This is a genomic window from Massilia sp. Bi118 (assembly GCF_918697865.1).
In the GTDB taxonomy this organism is placed as follows: domain Bacteria; phylum Pseudomonadota; class Gammaproteobacteria; order Burkholderiales; family Burkholderiaceae_D; genus Telluria.
Map to the genome: position 1 here is coordinate 193,318 of NZ_CAKKMV010000002.1, position 19,670 is coordinate 212,987.

Below are 19,670 nucleotides of genomic sequence, written 5' to 3' on the forward strand. Positions count from 1 at the left end.
ACAGGCTGTATGTTTTGCGGTATGAACGGCAAGGGCGCCGAATTTCCCCCCTCGGTGTGGCCGGACTTTCAGGCGCGCCTGCTTCTACACTGGCGGTATGAAAAAATATCTCTCGACCCTGATGCTGGCCACCTGCCTGGTCATCGACGCCCAGGCCCAGTCCTTCGGCGACTTCCTGAAATCCGCCGCCGGCGAGGTGGCCAAGAACCTCGTCACCAACTCCGCCACCAAGGCGATGGCGCCGAATGCCGAGGCGGCGAAGGCGCCTGCCGCAGCGGACGCCGATCCAGCCGCCGCCCTGGCCGCCGCCGCAGCGCCCACGGTCGCGGCCGCACCCGCGCTGCCGCCCGGCTGCAAGCGCATCAAGGGGGCAAACCTCAGCGTCGGCCCCAAACCAGATGATTTCGAGCCCGCCATCCTGTGGCCGGAAAACACGCAATGCCCGGTCGGCCGCTTCGGCGATTTCGAATTCAAGCAGGCCCAGGCCGCGAAGAGCGCTTTCCGCGAAGCCAGCGCCTATCCGTGCAACGACTGCGAAGGCGGCAAGTATTTCGACGCCTGGGGCGGCCGTTCGCTGGTCAGGAACGGCGGCGACTATGCGAAGGAATTCCCGAAGATGCTGATCGCCCTGGAGAAGGGCAAGAGCCTGGGCTGGAAGGGGACGAAGTACAGCGTGAGCATCACTGCCATCGGCGAGCAGCCGGTCGGCGAGACGCCCTGCAAGCAGTTCCACTACACGCTGAAGCAGGGCGCCAGGACCGTCGCGGAATACGACGGCATGTACTGCAAGTGGCAGGGCGCTTACTCGTCCGAAGCGACCTGGCACGAGACGGTTTAATCCAGGTCGTCCTCATCCGCGCCCCGCTCGAGGCGCGGTATGACCTTCACCAGCAGGATGCGCGGGCCGTTGGTCTTCTTGACCACCACGTCGAAGCGCGGGAACTCGATGCGCTGGCCCTGCTTGGGGATGTCGCCCAGCTTGGCCATCAGCAGGCCGCCCACCGATTCGACCTCATCGAGGCCCATCGCCTCGTTGTCGATGTCGATGCCCATCACGCGTTCGAGCGAGACGATGGGCAGGCTGGCCTTGCCGATGAAGGTGCCATCGGCCTGGCGGATCCAGTCGTTCTCGTTGACCTTGAACTCGTCGCGGATCTCGCCCACGATGGCGCCCAGCAGGTTGTCCAGCGTGATGAAGCCGACCGGACGCTTGCCCTTTTCGCCGATCAGCGCAAAGTGCGGCGCGCCGGTGCGGAAGCGGCGGAACAGTTCGAGGGCCGGGGTGCGCGCCGAGATGGTCTCGACCGGGCGCAGGTATTCCGTCAGGCTTGATACGGTCTTGCCGCCTTGCTGGGCGAAGAACAGGTCCTTCATGTGGATCACGCCCAGCACTTCCTCGCCTTCCTCATCGAAGTAGGGGTAGCGCGAGAAGCGGTTGCGGCGCATCGTGTCGAGGTTCTGTTCGAGCGAGCGGCTCGCGTACAGGGCGCTCACCTCGTTAATCGGCCGCATCAGGTCCGCCACCGAGTGCTCGCCGAATTCCAGCGACTGCGCCAGGATGTGGCGCTCGTCGTGGGTGAACTTTTCCTTTTCGCCTGTCGTACTGGTGTTCGTACGCAGGATCATTTTCAGTTCTTCGTTCGAGTAATGGGTCTCGTGGCCGCCGGCGCCGGACAGGCCGGCCACGCGCAGCACCATGTTGGCGCTGGCGTTCAGCAGCCAGATTGCCGGGTACATCGCCCAGTAGAAGCCGTACAGCGGCAGCGCGCTCCACAGGCCCACTGCTTCCGGGATGCGGATCGCCAGCGACTTCGGCGCCAGCTCGCCCACCACGATATGCAGGAAGGAGATCACGCCGAAGGCGATCACGAAGGACACGCCGTGGATCAGCTGTTCGTTGGTGACGCCGAGCAGGGCGAAGGCCGGTTCGAGGATGCGGGCGAAGGCCGGTTCGCCGACCCAGCCCAGGCCCAGCGAAGCCAGCGTGATGCCGAGCTGGCAGGCGGACAGGTAGGCGTCGAGCTGGCTATGGACCTTGTAGAGGATGCGGCCGCGCAGGCCGCCGCTTTTCGCAATTGCGCGCACGCGGGTTTTGCGCAGCGTGACGATACCGAATTCGGCCGCCACGAAGAAGCCGTTCAGCGCCACCAGCAGCAGCGCCAGAACGACAAATAATATATTTTGCATACAGATGTAGGTTAATCAACAGGCAATGCCGGCACCATTGTACAGCCCAGCCGCCAATTTCAGGCGGCGGCGCTCAGGCCATCCTGCGCCGCTGCGAGAATCGCTTCGACCGCCGGGTGCTTGATCTTGCGTTCGTTCGAAATCACGTAGAACTGCTCGCGCACACCCGGCACCGCGCCGGCCTGCACCGCGCCGAACTGAGCTTCGATGTCGGCGGCCAGGGCCGCCGGCGCGAAGAACAGGCCGAGGCCGCGCCGTCCGAAGGTGTTGAGCAGGGCGTTGTCCTCGAATTCGCCGACCACGTCCGGTTTTACATTGACCTGCAGGAACCATTCGTCGATCTTGCCGCGCAGGGCATTATTACGCGTCGGCAGCAGGAAGGGCGCGCCGTTCAAATTCTTCGGGAAATCTTTTCCCCACTCGGCCGCCAGCGCGGGCAAGCCCACTACCAGCATCTCGCTCGAGAACAGTTGGTGGCTGAACACCTTCAGCGCGCTGCCCGGCTGCACTTCGCGGTCGGTCAGCACCACGTCCAGCTTGTGCAGGGCGAGGTCGGCCAGCAAGGCATCGAAATTGTCTTCGTAGCAGACCAGGCGCACCTTCTTTTCGATGTTCATCGCCGCTTCCAGCATGCGGTAGGCCGACAGCTTGGGCAGCGAGTCCGAGATGCCCACCGACAGCCGCACGCGCCCGCTGTCCGCCTCCGTCACCGCTTCCTGCATCTGCAGGCCGAGCAGGAAGATCTGGTCGGCGTAATTCATCGCCACCCGCCCGGCCTCGGTCAGCACCAGGCGCCGGCCCTGCTGCGAGAACAGGGTCTTGCCCAGCGATTGCTCGAGCAGGGTCAGCTGCGAACTGACGGTCTGCACCGCCAGGCCGAGGCGCTCGGCGGCGCGCGTGATGCCGCCTTCCTTGGCGACCACCCAGAAGTAGTAGAGATGGCGGAAATTCAGGTCACTCTTCATTATCTCAGTATTTTTCGAAGTAATACTCTCATTATCTTCGCTTTTTCCTTTCCCGTCACCTGTCTACACTGCGCCATATCAACAACGACATAAAACCAAGGGGTTAACCAAGATGAAACATTTTAGGGTGTCATTCATTGTCACCGCACTCTGCCTGGCTGCCTCGGGATGGTGGGGCTACACGCATGGCGGTTGGGCGACGGCGCTGACCGCGGTCGGCATCGCCGCCATCCTGGCCGTGATGGAGGTCTCGCTGTCCTTCGATAACGCGGTGGTGAACGCCTCGGTGCTGAAAACCTGGGACGAGTTCTGGAAGAAGCTGTTCCTGGGCGTGGGCATCATCATCGCCGTGTTCGGTATGCGCCTGCTGTTCCCGCTGGTGATCGTCGCGGTGGCGGCCGACCTGGGCATGGGCGACGTCTGGAAGATGGCGCTGGAGAACCCGAAAGAGTACTCGATGCACCTGACCAACCACCATGCTGAAGTGGCGGCCTTCGGCGGCATGTTCCTGCTGCTGGTCTTCCTGAACTTCCTGTTCGACGACGAGAAGGAGCACCACTGGCTGGGCCACTTCGAGGAGAAGCTCGGTTCGCTGGGCAAGGTGTCCTCGATCTCGGTGATGATCGCGATCGGCGCCCTGATGGCCAGCCTGTCCATGGTGGCCGAGGGCCAGAAGATGGTGGTGCTGATGTCGGGCCTGTGGGGCATCCTGATCTACGTCGGCGTCGATGTGCTGTCGAACATGCTCGAGAAGTCGGAAGAGGGCGGCGGCGAGGTTGGCGACATGGTCAAGCGCGGCGGTATCGGCGGCTTCCTGTACCTGGAAGTGCTGGATGCATCGTTCAGCTTCGACGGCGTGATCGGCGCCTTCGCGATCACCAACGACGTCGTGATCATCATGCTGGGCCTGGCGATCGGCGCGATGTTCGTGCGTTCGCTGACGGTCTACCTGGTGGACAAGGGCACGCTCGACCAGTTCGTCTACCTGGAGCACGGCGCCCACTACGCGATCGGCATCCTGGCTTTCATCATGCTGGCCAGTATGAAGTATCACGTGCCCGAGATGGTGACCGGCCTGGCCGGCGTGGCCTTCATCGGCGCCTCGGTGTGGAGCTCGATCCGCTACCGCAAGCGTATGGAAGCGATGGGTGCCGGCCACAAGGAATTAGTGGACGTGAAGTGACAACGTGGTGCGTGGGCTCCCCGAGCCCACGCAGCGTGATCCGCAAAGAATCTGCAGCGAACGGCAGAACACCAGTTCGCAGCAGTAGTACCAAGGGTGTTCAACCAAAAAGGAGATTCAAATGGCTATCAGTCTGCAAAAAGGCGGCAACGTCAACCTGTCGAAAGAAGCACCGGGCCTGTCCAAGCTGAAGCTGGGCCTGGGCTGGGATGTGCGCGCCACCGATGGCGCCGCATTCGACCTGGACGGCGTCGCGTTCCTGCTGAACCAGTCGGGCAAGGTGCGCTCGGATGCCGACTTCATCTTCTACAACAACGCCAAGTCGGCCGACGGCTCGATCACCCACTCGGGCGACAACCGCACCGGCGCCGGCGAAGGCGATGACGAGAGCATCAACATCGACCTGAGCAAGGTGCCGGCCGACGTCGACCGCGTGGTGCTGGCCGTGACCATCCACGAAGGCGATACCCGCCGCCAGAACTTCGGCATGGTCGGCAAGGCCTTCATCCGTTGCGTGAACGACGCCAACCAGAGCGAAGTCGCCCGCTACGACCTGTCCGAAGACGGTTCTACCGAATCGGCCATGATCTTCGGCGAGGTATATCGTAACGGCGCGGACTGGAAGTTCCGCGCGGTCGGCCAGGGCTTCAACGGCGGCCTCGGCCCCCTCGCCAAGAACTACGGCGTGAACGTTTAAGCCTCAGCTATCGCCGCCCCGTTCGAGTCCGCGGACGGGGCGGTAACACCAAAATAAAAGGAAGCCAAGCTATGCCAAAATTTACCGTGACCGGTGATGTCGACCCTTTCCTGCACGTGGCCATGCGCCAGGGCGAAACCATCTACTGCGAATCCGACGCGATGGTGATGATGGAATCGACGCTCGACCTCAAGGGCAAGATGCGCGGTGGCCTGGGCAGTGCCCTGATGCGCACCTTCGCCAACGGCGAGTCCTTCTTCCAGCAGCACATCGAGGCGACCCGCGGCGACGGCGACTGCCTGCTCTCGCCGACCCTGCCGGGGGCGATGCAGATCGTCGACTGCGGCGCCGGCAACCAGTTCATCATCAGCGACGGCGCTTTCGTCGCGGCCAGCTCCGGCGTGGACTTGAAGGTGCGCACCCAGAGCGTGGGCAATGCCCTGTTCGCGGGCAGCGGCGGCTTCTTCGTCACCGAGACGCAGGGCACCGGCCAGGTGGTGGTGTCGGGCTTCGGCTCGATGAGCATGCTGGACGTCGAACCGGGCAAGGACGCGATCATCGACAACTCGCACGTCGTGGCCTGGGACTCGACCCTGCGCTACGAAGTCTCGATCACGACCGGCACCAGCGGCGGCTTCCTGGGCAACCTGATCAACAGCCAGACCAGCGGCGAAGGCATCGTCCTGCGCTTCTCCGGTCGCGGCAAGATTTACGTCTGTTCGCGCAACCGCGCCGCATTCAAGGCCTGGATGCAGGCGCCGGCGCGCTGAGCGGACTTCACACATACATAAAGGAGTAAAGCCATGGCAGTCAACCTGCAAAAGGGTCAGAAGATCTCGCTGGAGAAGGAAGCCGGCGGCGCGCTGTCGCGCGTCACGATGGGCCTGGGCTGGGACGTCGCCAAGAGTAAAGGCTTCTTCGGCTTCGGCGGCGGCCAGGGCCAGCCGGTGGACCTGGATGCCTCGGTGGTCCTGTTCGACGAAAGCAACCGCCCGGTCGACGTGGTCTGGTTCCGCCAGCTGAAGAGCAAGGACGGCAGCATCGTCCACACCGGCGACAACCGCACCGGCGCCGGCGATGGCGACGACGAGCAGATCGTGGTCGACCTGCGCAGCGTGCCGCCGCAGGTGAAGTCGCTGGTGTTCACCGTGAACAGCTTCACCGGCCAGAACTTCTCGACCGTGGAAAACGCCTTCTGCCGCATCTTCGACACCGGCAGCAGCAAGGAAATCGCGCGCTACGACCTGTCGGTGCAAGGCTCGCACACGGCCCAGATCATGGCCAAGCTGTACCGCCACAACGGCGAATGGAAGATGCATGCGATCGGCGAGAACGGTAGCGGCCGCACCTTCGACGACCTGATGCCGCTGATTACGCCGCATCTGTAACTGTATAAACCGTTTTCAGTAGTTCCCCGCGCGGACCAGTCTCCGTCCGCGCGTTCCCGGCCCGGGCGGCTTGGCGTCCGGGTTCTTTTACGGCTCCCTTTGCGGAGCCGTCTTTTTTTTCCGGTCTCAAAGCACCTGCATGGCGCGCACGCAGTCACGGCCGGCACGCTTGGCCTCGTACATCAGCTTGTCGGCGGCCGCAATCAGGTCGCGCAGCGCCGGGCCCTCGTCCATGTCGGCGGCGCCGGCCGCGACACCGAAGCTGGCGGTCGTGCGGATGCGCTCCAGGCCGTCGCCCGATGGCGTCACGGCCGCGGCAAACCGGCTGCGCAAACGTTCGGCGAAGGCGATGCCCTCATCGAGCGGGACGCCGGGCAGGATCGCCAGGAATTCCTCGCCGCCATAGCGGACCACGCTGTCCACGCCCTCGCGCGTCATCGCCGCCAGCAGTCGCGCAAAGCCGCGTATGACCTCGTCGCCGTCGGCGTGGCCGTGGCTGTCGTTGATGTGCTTGAAGTTGTCGATGTCGCACAGGACCACGGTCACGCGCGCGTGCTGGCACAGGGCCTGCTGCGCCAGCGGCGCCATGAGCTTGTCGTGCAGGTAGCGCCGGTTATGGCAGCCGGTCAGGTGGTCGCGCTCTGCAGCGTGCTGCAACGCCGTCTGTGCGCGGTATTCCTCGCGCGAAGCCCGGTTGAAGCGTCTCGCGGCCAGGGCGCCGAAGGCGTTCGCGAGGACCAGCAGCATGCTCATCGTGACCACGTCGGCGGCGCTCATCCGGCCCAGGTGCAGGGCGATGGCGAGAAAGGAAGCAGTGGCGGCGAAGGCCAGCAGCAGCGCGTTGACGAAACTGTTCGGGATATACAGATACACGACGATCAGCATGATCGCCAGCGACATCGCGTGCCAATGGAATTCCAGTGGACGGTGCACCGCGATGAACATGAAGCAGCCAAGCGCCACCGCTTCCGACACGGAGGCGGCAAGCCGCGTCGCGCCCACGGTCAGCGGCCGCCGGTAGGCCAGCCAGGCGCAAGTGCCGGCCGTGAATGCGACCACCATGCGTGCGCCGAGCAGCGACAGAAAGTCCGGGCCGAAGCCAAGCGCGGCGAGGTCGGTGAGCGCAAACGCGAGGTAAAAGAGCGTGCAGAAGACCAGCGTGAAGCCGAGCAGGGGCTGGGTCTGCGGCAGGCGATGGTGGAGAAACGCGGCTTCGCTGGCAGGTGACGCGAACTCGCCGGTCAGCGGATCGATCTTCGCGAGGGAGGAAAAAGGCATGGCGATGCTTGGGCGACGGGATGGCGGGTATTTTGACAGATTGATGTAAAGAAATAATCACGCTTTCTAACCTTGCAAAAATAACTTGACGAAGCAAATCACGAGTATTACTGTATTACTCAATTAATACACTAGACAGCATGACTGACCATACCGCCAACCTGTTTTCGATCGCGACCGGCTCGTCCGAACCGATCTACCGCCAGCTCGTCGAGCAGGTGCGCCGCCTGGCCGCCGCCGGCCAGCTCAAGCCGGGCGACGCCATGCCCTCGGTGCGCGAGATCGCGTCGAGCCTGGCCCTGAACCCGATGACCGTCTCCAAGGCTTACGGCCTGCTCGAGATGGACGGGGTGCTGGCGCGCCGCCGCGGGCTGGGCATGGTCGTCGCCGATTTCGCGCCGGCTAAACCGGCCGACCGCGCGGAACTGCTGCGCCCCGCGCTGGAGCGGGCCGCCCTCGAGGCGCGCCAGCTCGAGCTCGACCCTGACACCGTCCTGACTTTGTTCGCTACCATCCTGAAGGAAGCTCCATGAGTACCTCGCTCGTCCAGATGTCGTCCGTCACCAAACACTTCGGCGCCCGCCAGGTGCTCGACCGCCTCGACTGGCAGGTCGCCCCCGGCCAGGTGATCGGCCTGCTGGGCCGCAACGGCGCCGGCAAGTCGACCCTGCTCGAGTGCATGCTCGGCCTGCGCGAACTCGATGGCGGCAGCATCCAGCTGTTCGGCGACGACGTCGCGGCACTGTCGGACCGCGCCCGCGCCGGCATCGGCTACGTGCCGCAGAAGTCCGACCTGTTCGAGTGGCTCACGCCGGTGCAGATGCTGGACTACTTCCAGGCCATGTACCCGCGCTGGAACAAGGCCAAGGTCGAGGGCCTGCTGTCGCGCTGGGGCTTCGACGCGCTCAAGCGCAACAGCCCGATCAGGAAGCTGTCCGGCGGCGAGCAGCAGCGCCTGTCCATCATCCGCGCACTGGCCCACGAGCCGGAGCTGCTGGTGCTGGACGAGCCGGTGTCGGCGCTCGACCCGGTCGGCCGCCGCGACTTCCTGCGCGAACTGGTCGACCAGGTGATCGAGCGCGGCACCACCGTGGTGTTCTCGACCCACATCCTGTCCGACCTCGAACGCGTGGCCTTCGACCTGGCCTTCCTGAAGGACGGCAGGATCGCGCTGCAGGGCCAGACCGACGCCCTGCTGGAAGGCGCGCGCCGCATCGTCGCCGCGCCGCATGCGCTGCCGGCGGGACGGCTGGACGGCGAACTGCGGCGCACCCACGAAGGCGCAATGACCAGCGTGATCGTGCAGTCGGCCGGCGCGCAGCTCGAACAGCTGGCCGGCAAGCCGGGCGTGCGGGTCGAGTCCCTGAGCCTGGAAGACCTGTTCATCGAGATGACCCGCGAGGTGAACCAGTGAATGCATCCATGAACGCGCAGATGAGCGCATGGCGGGATTACCGCAGCATCTGGACCGCGGCCGTGACCGGCCGCGACGGGAATACGGGCGGCTGGCTGAACTGGCTGGCGCTGCTGGTGATGGTCTGCGGCCTGATTGCGCGCCTCATCGGCCTGATGCCGGCGGCGGCCTTCGCGAGATTCGAGGCAGGCGCCGCGGCAGGCTGGCTGGTGCTGATCTGGATGGTCCAGTTCCTGCCCGCCTCGATCCTGATGAATTCCGCATCCAACGCCCGGCTGGTGCCGCGCCAGCGCCGCCGCCTGATGCAGATGGCGGTCGGCGGCTGGGTGCTGATTGCCGCCGGCCTGACCTTCGCCTGCGGCGGCTGGCGCTTCTTTCCGCTGATCGCCACCTACCTGCTCGGCGCAGCCCTGATGCGTGCGGGCATGCGCCAGGCATTGGTCTTGATTATCACGGCGTCGAACTGGCCGCTGATCTCCAGGCGCGTGCTGCCGGTGGAGCTGGTGCAAGCCATGACCAGCAGGCCGGGGCTGGCGATCGAAAGCGTGGCGCTGGTGCTGTTGTCGGCCTGGACCCTGATGCGCCTGTACCCGGCCGGTGGCGACCGCCATCTGGACGACCATGGCAAGGTGGCCGCGACCATCAAGCGCGTCGAATCGCGCGAGATGGCGCCGCGGCAGGGCATGTCCTGGGGCAGCCGCCTTGCCTACGGCCCGGCGCTGCGCCACGACTGCCGCCAGCGCAGGCCCGCCGCAATGCTGATGCATGCGCTCGGCCCCGCGGGCCACTGGACCGCCTGGGTCGTCGGTGCTGCCACCATCCTGGCCGCCGCCCTCGCACTGCGCCTGGTGCCGCTGTTGTTCGGCCGCCCGGTGGCCTACGGCGGCAGCGACTGGCTGCTCGGCTTCGGCATGTCGATGGCGACCTTCATGGTCATGTTCAGTACCGCCCACCTCGGCTACCAGCTGCGCAAGACCGGCGGCGAGCAGGCCTTGCTGCGCCTGACGCCCCTGGCCGGCGGCACGGCCCTGCTGAACCGCCGCCTGGCCGCGGGCCTGCTCAAGACTGCCTTGCTTTGCTGGGGCATGCTGGTGGGCGTGATCCTGCTGTCGGCCTGGCTGATCGGCGCCAATGGCGAGATCCTGGCGCGCTACGTGGGATTCTGCTGCCTGGGCGGGCAGCTGGCGGTGACCGGCCTGCTGGGCGACCTCGGGCGCGCCTTGCCGAACTACGGCTGGCCGCGCTTCATGATGCTGGGGCTGCAGGCCGCCTGCAACCTGGGCATCGCCTTCGCCCTCAGCCTGCTGGGCGGCGTGTTCGCGGTCTGGCTGGCGCTGGTCGGCATCATCGGCGCCGTGCTGATACTGGTGCTGGGCTGGCGCAGGATGATGGCATCCGGCCCGGCCTTCCCGGCTGGGCGGATGAACTAGGAAAGGCTTACCACTCCCGCCATTCGCTGGCCGGCCCCTCGCCGTTGCCGTATTCCGAAGGATCGAGGCCGGCGGCGGTGGCGATGGTGTTGACCAGTTCGCAGAGCTGCTCGCGTTCCTCGGTCTCGATCAGGCGGTCGTCCTCGTCGTCCATGTCGTTCAGGGCCAGGACCGCCTGTTCGAAGGCCGCCAGCTTGGCCTCGTCGTCCGCGTTCACGCCGAGCTTCCCCAGGTCGGCGATCAGCTTGTCGAAGATTTTCGTGAAGGCCGCGCAGGCTTCCGGCGTGTACTGATCCAGCCCGCTCTCGCCCCAGCGCTGGAAGGGGTAGTCCGCCTTCGCGGCCTTCAGCTTGTTCAGGTAATCCTGCATGCTCATGCTTGGTCTCCTCAATGTCCGCGCTTCTGCACCAGCGCCGTGCCGATGCCGTGGCGGTGTCCTTCGCTGACCGCGGTCACGGTCCCATCCGGATTGAACACGATCGCGTTCGCCGCGCCGATTTCTTCCGGCGCAGGGCTGGTTTCCCACTTGTGGCCGAAATTCTCCAGCCCCCTGGCCTGCATGCTGCCCACGAAGCCCGGTTCCACCGACGTCTCCTTCGCGTTCCTCTGCGACAGGCGCGGCGCGTCGATCGCCTTGTCCATGCTCATGCCCAGGTCGATGTGGTTGACGATGGTCTGCAGCACGGTGGTGATGATGGTCGCGCCGCCCGGGCTGCCGATGGTGAAGGCCGGCTTGCCATCCTTCAGCACGATGGTCGGCGCCATGCTGGAACGCGGGCGCTTGCCGGCTTCCGGGATGTTCGGCGCCGGGCCGGTGAAGTCGAAGTCCGTCATCTCGTTATTCAGCAGGAAGCCATAGCCCGGCACCACGATGCCGCTGCCGCCCCAGGACTCGATGGTGAAGGTGTAGGAGACCACATTCCCTTCCTTGTCCGAGACCGTCAGGTGGGTCGTGTGCGTGCCTTCCTGGATCAGCTTCTGCTGCGGGCGCAGCGGGAAGCTCTGGTCGTTCTCGTATAAAAAGGCGTCGCCGGCCGGGACCACGGCGGCCGCCTTGTCGGCGCGGATCAGCGAGCGGCGCTGGGCCGCGAACTGCTTCGACAGGATGCCGTCGACCGGCGCGTCCACGTATTCGGGGTCGGCCAGGTAGGCGTTTCGGTCGGCGAAGGCGAGGCGGCTGGCTTCCAGGTAGAGGTGCTCGACGTTCGGGCGCGGCATGCCTTTCAGCTCGTAGCCCTCGAGGATGTTGAGCGCCTCGGCCACCGCGATGCCGCCGCTGCTGGGCAGGGGCATGCCGTAGATGTCGTAGCCGCGGTAGGTCGAGCGGATCGGCTGGCGGATGCGCGCCTCGTAGTTGGCCAGGTCGGCGAGCGACATGGTGCCGGGGCGGGCTTGCGCGCCGTTCGCCAGCGGCGGTCGGTTCACAGCATCGACCAGCGCCTTCGCCATCGGTCCCTCGTAGAAGGCTTTGTAGCCGCGGGCGGCGATCTCCCGATAAGCCTTGGCCATGTCCGGATTCTTCAGGGTGCTGCCGGCCGCAATCGCCTTGCCGTTCCTCAGGTAGAGCTGGCTGGTGCTCGTGAATTGCTGAAATTTTCTTTCATTTTCGGCCGTCAATTTGTGAAAAGTTTCACTGACCGGAAAACCCTTCGTGGCCACGGCGATGGCCGGCGCCAGCACCTGTTTGAAGGACATGGTGCCGTAGCGCTGCAGGGCTTCGTGCCAGCCGCGCACCGTGCCCGGCACGCCCACCGAGGCGCCGCTGGCGACCGCGGTGTCGAAGTCGACCGGCTTGCCGTTTTCCTGGAACACGGCCGGGCTGAAGGAGCTGGGCGCGGTCTCGCGGTGGTCGATCGTGATCACGCGCTTGTCCTTGGCCAGGTAGATGACCATGAAGCCGCCGCCGCCGATGCCGCAGCTGAACGGGTCTGTCACGCCCAGGGTGGCGGCCGCGGCGACGGCGGCGTCGATCGCATTGCCGCCTTTGTTCAGGATGGCGATGGCCGACTCGGAGGCCTTTTCGCTGATGGTGGCGACCGCGCCGCCGGTGCCGGTGGCGACCGGCGTCCTGGCGAACGCCAGCGGCGGCGTGAGAACGATGGACAGGATCAGTGCGCCGGCGAGCGCTTTCGCGGATGTGGTCATGGGCTGGTGATGTTGAGCGTGACGGGAATGACGTCGCCGGGGCGCGTCGCAGTGGTGTTGCGTACGGGCGGGATGCTGGCCGGATCGAGCGCCACGCGGGCGCCGTGCAGGGCCTTGGGTCTGGCGGACAGCTGGTCGGGTCCGAGCGCGAATTCTTCGCGGCCGTCCGGTCCTTCCAGCGCGAACTGGAAGCTCAGCTTGCCCGCCCAGACGCAGCGCGCGTTGGCCGGGCAGCGGCTGTCGCTGAAGCTGTCGTAGCTGAGGGTGGTGTTGCCGGAGAGAGCCACGCGCTGGCCCGGCTGCAGCGGATAGGTGCCGTCCTTGAGCGGCGCGCTGGCGCATCCGGTCAAGCCAATCAGAACAAGCGGAGCGAGCAACCTCATTGCATCTTTCCGGTTATTTGCGGAAAGCCAATCATAGCAAAGATGCCAGGCAGAGCAGGGTACGGCCGTGTTGCGCACGTGTGGGGAACCGCCGCGCACAGTTGGAGATATTGACTATTTTTTAATACGTTACGGTATGATTGGGCTCAATTTCATCAAATTCGATCCGGCAGAGAGAGAGGCGCATGACGACACAGAGTAGGCGTTTTGGCGGGTTCGGCATCGACCAACTGCGCCAGCAACTGGAAGAACGCATCGCCGGGCACCTGGTGCAAAGCCCGGAGCAGGCGGATCTGCTGACCCTGGCCATGCGCGCGGGCGCGCTCGGCGCCGGCAAGCGCATGCGGCCGCTGCTGCTGATGCTGGTCGCGCGCGACCTCGGCTGCGATTCGAAGGCCCTGGTAGACGTCGCCTGCGCGGTCGAGATGGTGCACGCGGCCTCGCTGATCCTCGACGACATGCCCTGCATGGACAACGCCATGCTGCGCCGCGGCGAGCCCACCATCCACGTGCGCTTCGGCGAAGACGTCGCCATCCTCGCCGCCATCGGCCTGCTCAGCCGCGCCTTCGGCATCCTGGCCGCGGCCCAGGAGATTCCGGCGGCGATCCGCGCGCGCCTGGTCTCGAAATTGTCGGAAACGGTCGGTGACCAGGGCCTGGTCAAGGGCCAGTTCCTGGACCTGCATGGCGAGCGCCGCACCGCCGCCGAGATCGCCGTCACCAACGAACTCAAGACCGGGGTGCTGCTGGGCGTGGCGGTCGACATGGCCGCCATCATTGCCGAATCCGACGACTGCGTGGCCGAGTCGCTGCGCGCGTTTGCGCTGGCGGCCGGGCAGGCCTTCCAGATCCGCGACGATTTCCAGGACGGTCCCGGCAACGACAGCGCCCACACGGGCAAGGACACCGGCAAGGATCTCGGCAAGCCAACCTTCGTCAACACCCTCGGCCATGAGGAGGCGCGGCGCCGGCTCGACCGCCACCTCGAGGATGCCGAGCGCCACCTGCATGCGGCCCTGGGCGGCGCCGGCCACACCCGCCGCTTCGTCGCCGGCCTGTTCGCCCGCAGCAAGGACAGCGCCGCCTTCGCGCCGAACGCCCAGGGCACGCCGGCGCATCTGCATGCGGCCGGCGCCAGGGTGAGCCTGGCGCGCCACTGATAAGGGAGGAAGCGGCATGGCCCACTTCGGCGTGGTCGCACCGGCCTTCTACAGCCACTTCAGCGCATTGGCCGCGCTCAGCCTCGAGCTGATTGCGCGCGGCCACCGCGTGACTTTCCTGCAGCGGGCGGACGCGCGTATCTATTTGAAGGATCCACGCATCGGCTTCCATGCGCTGGGCGCCGGCACCCATCCGCCCGGATCGCTGGCGGCCTCGCTGCGGCGCGCGGCCAATCCCGGCGGCCCGCTGGGCCTGCGCCAGGTGATCCTCGACATGGCGCGCGGCACCGGGATGCTGTGCCGCGAACTGCCGGCCGCGCTGCAGACCCTGCGCATCGACGCCCTGATCGCAGACCAGATGGAAGCGGCGGGCGGTCTTGTCGGCGAGGCCATGGGCCTGCCTTTCGTTTCGGTGGCCTGTGCGATGCCGGTCAACCGCGAGCCCGGCATTCCGCTGGCCGTGATGCCGTTCGCGTACGAGAACAGCGAGCGGGCCTACCAGGTGGCGGAGGGCAGCACCCGCGTCTACGACTGGATGATGCGCCCGCACGGTGCGGTGATCGCAGAGCAGGCGCGCCGGCTCGGTTTAAGCAAGCGCAGTGGCCTGCACGAATGCCTGTCGCCGCTGGCCCAGGTCAGCCAGACCATCGCCTCCTTCGACTTCCCGCGCCGTGCGCTGCCGCCGCATTTCCATCACGTCGGACCACTGCGGGCGCCCGCCGATGCCGGCGCCGCCGCGCCCATGCCCATGCCCGAGGTCGATCCCGGGCGGCCCTTCGTGTTCGCTTCGCTCGGCACCCTGCAGGGCCACCGCTTCGGCATCTTCAAGCGCGTGGCCAAGGCATGCCGCCGGCTCGACGCCCAGCTGCTGGTCGCCCATTGCGGCGGTCTCGATACGGACCAGGAAGATGCCCTGACCCGGGCGGGCGCCACCTGGGTCTGCGCCTTTGCGCCGCAACGGGAAGCGCTGGCGCGTGCCGACGCCGTGGTGTCGCATGCCGGCATCAATACAGTGATGGACGCTGTCGAGGCGCGCACGCCGATCCTGGCGCTGCCGCTCACCTTCGACCAGCCGGGCACCGCCGCGCGCATCCTGCATGCCGGGATCGGCCTGCGGGCCTCGCCGCGCCTGGCCGGAGCCGGCACGCTCGAACGTCAGCTGCGGCGCCTGTTCCGGGAAGGCGAGTTCTGCGAACGGCTCGAGGTCCTGGCGCAGGACCTGGCCCAGGCCGGCGGCACGCCGCGCGCGGCCGACATCGTCGAGGCGGCCCTGCGCCTGCGCCGCAGCGAGGACCGGAAGGCGCGCGAGCATAGCGGAACAAGAGCGCCGGCATGAGCGATCAGCCCTGGGACCTGATCCTGGCCGGCGGCGGCCTCGCGAACGGCCTGATCGCCTGGCGCCTGGCGCAGCGCCGGCCCGAGCTGCGCATCCTGCTGCTGGAGCAGGGGGACCGTTTGGGCGGCAACCACACCTGGTCCTTCCACGACAGCGATCTCGACGCCGGCCAGCTGGCCTGGATCGCGCCCCTGCTGTCGCACCGCTGGCCGGGCTACGAGGTGGTGTTTCCGCAGCTGCGGCGCACCCTGGAGGGCGGCTATGCCAGCATCGCCTCGCAGGATTTTGCACGCGTCGTCGAAGCGGCGCTGGGGCCGGCGCTGCGCCTGCGCGCGCGCATCGCCAGCGTCAGCCCGACCAGCGTCGTGCTCGAAGGCGGCGAAGTGCTGGCGGCGCGCGCCGTGATCGACGGTCGCGGCATGCGCGCCAGTTCGCGGCTGGCGCTGGGCTGGCAAACCTTCCTCGGCCAGGAAGTGTTACTGGCCGCGCCGCACGGCCTCGGCGCGCCCATCATCATGGACGCCGGCGTCGAGCAGCAGGGCGGCTACCGCTTCGTCTACGTGCTGCCCTTCGATACGCACCGCCTGCTGATCGAAGACACCCACTACGTCGACAGCGCCGCCTGGGAGCCCGAACGCCTGCGCGCCAACATCGCCGCCTATGCACAGGCGCGCGGCTGGCGCATCGACCAAGTACTGCGCGAGGAAGAGGGCCGGCTGCCGATCGTGCTGGCCGGCGATTTTCACGCCTACTGGGACGACCTGGCCGGCCAGCCCAGCGCCGGCCTGCGCGCCGGCCTGTTCCATTCGACCACCGGCTACTCGCTGCCGCACGCGGTGCGCCTCGCCGAGCGCATCGCAAGCATGCGCGCGCTCGATGCGCCAAGCTTGTTCGCCGCCATCCGCGACGAGGCGGCGCAGGAATGGCGGCGCCAGCGCTTCTTCCGCCTGTTGAACCGCATGCTGTTTTTGGCGGGCAGCCCGGACCGCCGCTGGCGCGTGATGCAGCGCTTCTACCGCCTGCCGGCCTCCCTGATCCGGCATTTCTATGCCGGCCGCCTCAGTTTGCAGGACAAGGCGCGCCTCCTGTCCGGCAAGCCGCCGGTGCCCGTGGGCCAGGCTTTCATCGCCGCCTGCAAGATCCACCCTCACCAGATCGGAAACGCAGAATGAACGCACGGAATATCGACACGCGCCGCGCGGTGGTCATCGGCGCCGGCTTCGGCGGGCTGGCCCTGGCCATCCGCCTGCAGGCCCGCGGCATACAGACCACGCTGCTCGAAAAGCGCGACAAGCCGGGCGGTCGCGCCTACGTGTACGAAGAGCAGGGTTTTACCTTCGACGCCGGCCCCACCGTCATCACCGATCCCTCCTGCATCGAAGAGCTGTTCACGCTGGCCGGCAAGCGCATGGCGGATTACGTCGAGATGCTGCCGGTGTCGCCCTTCTACCGCTTGTGCTGGGAAGACGGCAGCCACTTCGACTACGCCAACGACCAGGAAGCGCTGGACCGCCAGATCCACGCGCGCAACCCACGCGACGTCGAAGGCTACCGCCGCTTCCTGGCCTATTCGAAGGCGGTGTTCGCGGAGGGCTACCTGAAACTGGGCGCCGTGCCTTTCCTGTCCTTCCGCGACATGATCGCCGCCGGCCCGCAACTGGCGCGCCTGCAGGCCTGGCGCAGCGTGTACGGCATCGTGTCGCGCTTCATCCAGGACGAGCAGCTGCGCCAGGCTTTCTCCTTCCATTCGCTGCTGGTGGGCGGGAATCCCTTCGCCACCTCCTCGATCTACACGCTGATCCACGCGCTCGAACGCGAGTGGGGCGTGTGGTTCCCGCGCGGCGGCACCGGCGCCCTGGTGCGCGGATTGGTACGCCTGTTCGAGGATCTTGGCGGGCGCATCGCGCTGAACGCGGACGTGGCGCAGATCGAGGTCAGCGGCATGCGTACCACCGGCGTGCGGCTGGCGGACGGACGCGCTTTCGCGGCGGACGCGGTGGCGTCGAACGCCGACGTGGTCCATACCTACGCCAGGCTGATGAACCAGCATCCGCGCGGCCTCGCGCAAGGCGAGTCGCTGGCGAAGAAGAAGTTTTCCAATTCCCTGTTCGTGCTCTACTTCGGTCTCGACAAACACCACAGCCAGCTGCGCCACCACACGGTCTGCTTCGGGCCGCGCTACCGCGAGCTGATCCGGGACATCTTCAAGGGCGAGACCCTGGCCGAGGATTTCTCGCTCTACCTGCACGCCCCCTGCGTCACCGATCCCTCGCTGGCGCCGCCCGGCTGCGGCAGCCACTACGTGCTGGCGCCCGTGCCCCACCTCGGCAACGCGGCGATCGACTGGGAAGAGGAGGGGCCGAAGTACCGCGAGCGCATCTTCGACTACCTCGAACAGCGCTACATGCCGGGCCTGCGCAGCCAGCTGGTCACCAGCCGCATCTTCACGCCGCTGGACTTCCGCGATCAGCTGAATGCCCATCATGGCTCGGCCTTCTCGCTGGAGCCGCTGCTGACCCAGAGCGCCTGGTTCCGCCCGCACAATCGCGATGCCGAGCTGGCCAATCTCTACCTGGTCGGCGCCGGCACTCATCCTGGCGCCGGCGTGCCCGGCGTAATCGGCTCGGCCAAGGCGACCGCCGGATTGATGCTGCAGGCGCTGCAGGAAGGAGTGCGTGCATGAGCCAGGATCTTCTTGACCATGCCGAAAACACCATCGCGGTCGGCTCGAAAAGCTTCGCCGCCGCCGCCAGGCTGTTCGACCCGGACACCCGGCGCAAGGTGCTGATGCTCTATGCCTGGTGCCGCCACTGCGACGACGTGGTCGACGGCCAGGAGCTGGGTTTCCATGCCGCGCAGCGCGAGCAGCACGACGCGGCGGACAAGCTGGCCGCGCTGCGCGAGCAGACCCGCCGCGCCTACGCGGGCGAACGCATGCGGGATCCCGCCTTTGCCGCCTTCCAGGAAGTCGCGCTGCGTCACGCCGGGGTGCCGCGGATCGCGCCGCGCTTCGCCTTCGACCACCTGGATGGTTTTGCGATGGACGTCGAGGGCGCGCGCTACGAAACCATCGCCGACACGCTGCGCTACTGCTACCACGTGGCCGGCGTGGTTGGCCTGATGATGGCGGCCATCATGGGCGTGAGCGACCCGCGCGTCCTGGACCGCGCCTGCGACCTGGGCCTGGCGTTCCAGCTGACGAACATCGCGCGCGACATCGTCGAGGATGCGCAAGTTGGACGCTGCTATGTGCCGGTCCAGTGGCTGCGCGAGGCGGGCATCCCGCTCGACGAGATCGCGCTGCCCAAGCACCGGATCAAGCTGGCGGCGGTGGCGGCGCGCCTGGTCGATGCCGCGGAGCCGTATTACGACTCGGCCCTGGCCGGCATCGCGGACCTGCCGCTGCGCTCCGCCTGGGCGATCGCTGCCGCGCGCAAGGTCTACCGCCAGATCGGCGTCGTGGTGAAGCAGCGCGGCGCGCAGGCCTGGGATGAGCGCGCAGGCACCTCGAAGGCGGCCAAGCTGCGCCTGTTGATGGAAGGGGGTGTACAGGCGCTCAGTTCGCGTCTTGTGAAGGCGCGGAGGCCGCGTCCGCCCGGCCTGTGGCAGCGTCCGGGCGCCGCTGGCGAAGCGGTCCCCGGTGCAGCGCATGCAACTCCCGCTTGAGGACGTCCACGGGCGGCGCGTAGAGGAAGCCGAAGGACACCGCGCCGTCCTTGCCGGCCACCGCATGGTGCATGCGGTGGGCCTGGTAGAGGCGCTTCAGGTAGCCGCTGCGCGGCACGTAGCGGAAAGGCCAGCGCTGGTGCACCAGGCCATCGTGGGCGACGAAGTAGAGGAAACCATAGGCCGTCATGCCGGCGCCGATCCACTCCAGCGGATGCCGGCCCAGGGTGGCGCCGGCGTAGATCAGGGCGATCGCCACGCCCGCGAACACGATGGCGTACAAATCGTTCTTCTCGAACCATCCCGTGCGCGGCTCGTGGTGCGAGCGGTGCCACGCCCAGCCGAAGCCGTGCATCACGTACTTGTGCGCGACGATGGAAAACACTTCCATCAGGACCACGGTAGCGATGAGGATGAGGGCGTTGAGCAGCATGGAAA

General features: G+C 66.7%; 20 protein-coding genes. 13 read left to right on the forward strand and 7 right to left on the reverse strand.

What is annotated here, in order from left to right:
• Positions 1-97 precede the first annotated feature (97 nt).
• Positions 98-838, forward strand: coding sequence for a hypothetical protein (locus LQV39_RS03535; protein WP_230020361.1), 741 nt, complete (start codon positions 98-100; stop codon positions 836-838).
• On the opposite strand, the gene LQV39_RS03540 is transcribed toward LQV39_RS03535, so the two are convergent.
• Complete coding sequence (locus LQV39_RS03540) at positions 835-2,187, reverse strand: hemolysin family protein (RefSeq protein WP_230020362.1); 1,353 nt, start codon at positions 2,185-2,187, stop codon at positions 835-837. The genes LQV39_RS03535 and LQV39_RS03540 overlap by 4 nt on opposite strands.
• A gap of 59 nt (positions 2,188-2,246) precedes the next feature.
• Positions 2,247-3,155 carry a transcriptional activator NhaR gene (gene nhaR, locus LQV39_RS03545; RefSeq protein WP_230020598.1) on the reverse strand — a complete coding sequence of 303 codons (909 nt, stop codon included), beginning with the start codon at positions 3,153-3,155 and terminating at the stop codon, positions 2,247-2,249.
• A 109-nt stretch (positions 3,156-3,264) separates the two neighbouring features.
• On the opposite strand from nhaR, the gene LQV39_RS03550 reads away from it, so the two are divergent.
• From LQV39_RS03550 to LQV39_RS03565, 4 genes are all read left to right on the forward strand, one after another.
• Positions 3,265-4,335 carry a DUF475 domain-containing protein gene (locus LQV39_RS03550; protein WP_230020363.1) on the forward strand — a complete coding sequence of 357 codons (1,071 nt, stop codon included), beginning with the start codon at positions 3,265-3,267 and terminating at the stop codon, positions 4,333-4,335.
• A 121-nt stretch (positions 4,336-4,456) separates the two neighbouring features.
• Positions 4,457-5,032: a TerD family protein gene (locus LQV39_RS03555; protein WP_230020364.1), complete on the forward strand. Its 576-nt coding sequence runs from the start codon at positions 4,457-4,459 to the stop codon at positions 5,030-5,032.
• A 71-nt stretch (positions 5,033-5,103) separates the two neighbouring features.
• Entirely contained in the window at positions 5,104-5,802 is a 699-nt protein-coding gene (locus tag LQV39_RS03560; protein ID WP_230020365.1) for a TIGR00266 family protein, read from the forward strand.
• A 33-nt stretch (positions 5,803-5,835) separates the two neighbouring features.
• The gene (locus LQV39_RS03565) at positions 5,836-6,420 is read left to right on the forward strand and encodes a TerD family protein (protein WP_230020366.1); all 585 of its coding nucleotides are present in this window, start codon (positions 5,836-5,838) and stop codon (positions 6,418-6,420) included.
• Positions 6,421-6,546: 126 nt separating this feature from the next.
• On the opposite strand, the gene LQV39_RS03570 is transcribed toward LQV39_RS03565, so the two are convergent.
• The gene (locus LQV39_RS03570; protein ID WP_230020367.1) at positions 6,547-7,698 is read right to left on the reverse strand and encodes a diguanylate cyclase; all 1,152 of its coding nucleotides are present in this window, start codon (positions 7,696-7,698) and stop codon (positions 6,547-6,549) included.
• Between the two features lie 140 nt (positions 7,699-7,838).
• Between LQV39_RS03570 and LQV39_RS03575 the strand changes: the two genes are divergently transcribed.
• From LQV39_RS03575 to LQV39_RS03585, 3 genes are read left to right on the forward strand one after another with little or no spacing between them, the layout of a single operon-like run.
• Entirely contained in the window at positions 7,839-8,231 is a 393-nt protein-coding gene (locus tag LQV39_RS03575; RefSeq protein WP_230020368.1) for a GntR family transcriptional regulator, read from the forward strand.
• Complete coding sequence (locus LQV39_RS03580) at positions 8,228-9,112, forward strand: ABC transporter ATP-binding protein (protein WP_230020369.1); 885 nt, start codon at positions 8,228-8,230, stop codon at positions 9,110-9,112. Before LQV39_RS03575 ends, LQV39_RS03580 begins: the two co-directional genes overlap by 4 nt.
• Positions 9,113-9,120: 8 nt before the next feature.
• Positions 9,121-10,542 carry a hypothetical protein gene (locus LQV39_RS03585; protein WP_230020370.1) on the forward strand — a complete coding sequence of 474 codons (1,422 nt, stop codon included), beginning with the start codon at positions 9,121-9,123 and terminating at the stop codon, positions 10,540-10,542.
• 7 nt (positions 10,543-10,549) lie between these two features.
• On the opposite strand, the gene LQV39_RS03590 is transcribed toward LQV39_RS03585, so the two are convergent.
• Genes LQV39_RS03590 through LQV39_RS03600 form a run of 3 tightly spaced genes read right to left on the reverse strand, consistent with a single transcriptional unit; the run spans position 10,550 to position 13,070 of the window.
• The gene (locus LQV39_RS03590; RefSeq protein WP_230020371.1) at positions 10,550-10,918 is read right to left on the reverse strand and encodes a hypothetical protein; all 369 of its coding nucleotides are present in this window, start codon (positions 10,916-10,918) and stop codon (positions 10,550-10,552) included.
• Positions 10,919-10,929: 11 nt separating this feature from the next.
• Positions 10,930-12,687 carry a gamma-glutamyltransferase gene (ggt, locus tag LQV39_RS03595; RefSeq protein WP_230020372.1) on the reverse strand — a complete coding sequence of 586 codons (1,758 nt, stop codon included), beginning with the start codon at positions 12,685-12,687 and terminating at the stop codon, positions 10,930-10,932.
• The gene (locus LQV39_RS03600) at positions 12,684-13,070 is read right to left on the reverse strand and encodes a hypothetical protein (RefSeq protein WP_230020373.1); all 387 of its coding nucleotides are present in this window, start codon (positions 13,068-13,070) and stop codon (positions 12,684-12,686) included. The genes ggt and LQV39_RS03600 overlap by 4 nt, the downstream gene beginning before the upstream one ends.
• A 185-nt stretch (positions 13,071-13,255) precedes the next feature.
• Here LQV39_RS03600 and LQV39_RS03605 point away from each other — a divergent pair, with 185 nt between their 5' ends.
• From LQV39_RS03605 to crtB, 5 genes are read left to right on the forward strand one after another with little or no spacing between them, the layout of a single operon-like run.
• Complete coding sequence (locus LQV39_RS03605) at positions 13,256-14,230, forward strand: polyprenyl synthetase family protein (protein WP_230020374.1); 975 nt, start codon at positions 13,256-13,258, stop codon at positions 14,228-14,230.
• A 16-nt stretch (positions 14,231-14,246) separates the two neighbouring features.
• A complete protein-coding gene (locus tag LQV39_RS03610) occupies positions 14,247-15,566 on the forward strand; it encodes a glycosyltransferase (protein WP_230020375.1) in 1,320 nt (439 codons plus the stop codon).
• On the forward strand, positions 15,563-16,738 hold the full coding sequence (gene crtY / locus LQV39_RS03615) for a lycopene beta-cyclase CrtY (RefSeq protein ID WP_230020376.1): 1,176 nt from the start codon (positions 15,563-15,565) through the stop codon (positions 16,736-16,738). The genes LQV39_RS03610 and crtY overlap by 4 nt, the downstream gene beginning before the upstream one ends.
• Entirely contained in the window at positions 16,735-18,249 is a 1,515-nt protein-coding gene (locus tag LQV39_RS03620; protein ID WP_230020377.1) for a phytoene desaturase, read from the forward strand. The genes crtY and LQV39_RS03620 overlap by 4 nt, the downstream gene beginning before the upstream one ends.
• Positions 18,246-19,232 carry a 15-cis-phytoene synthase CrtB gene (gene crtB, locus LQV39_RS03625; protein ID WP_230020378.1) on the forward strand — a complete coding sequence of 329 codons (987 nt, stop codon included), beginning with the start codon at positions 18,246-18,248 and terminating at the stop codon, positions 19,230-19,232. The genes LQV39_RS03620 and crtB overlap by 4 nt, the downstream gene beginning before the upstream one ends.
• Here crtB and LQV39_RS03630 read toward each other — a convergent pair.
• Positions 19,123-19,665, reverse strand: coding sequence for a sterol desaturase family protein (locus LQV39_RS03630; RefSeq protein ID WP_230020379.1), 543 nt, complete (start codon positions 19,663-19,665; stop codon positions 19,123-19,125). The two genes, crtB and LQV39_RS03630, sit on opposite strands and share 110 nt — an antisense overlap.
• Between the last annotated feature and the right edge of the window lie 5 nt (positions 19,666-19,670).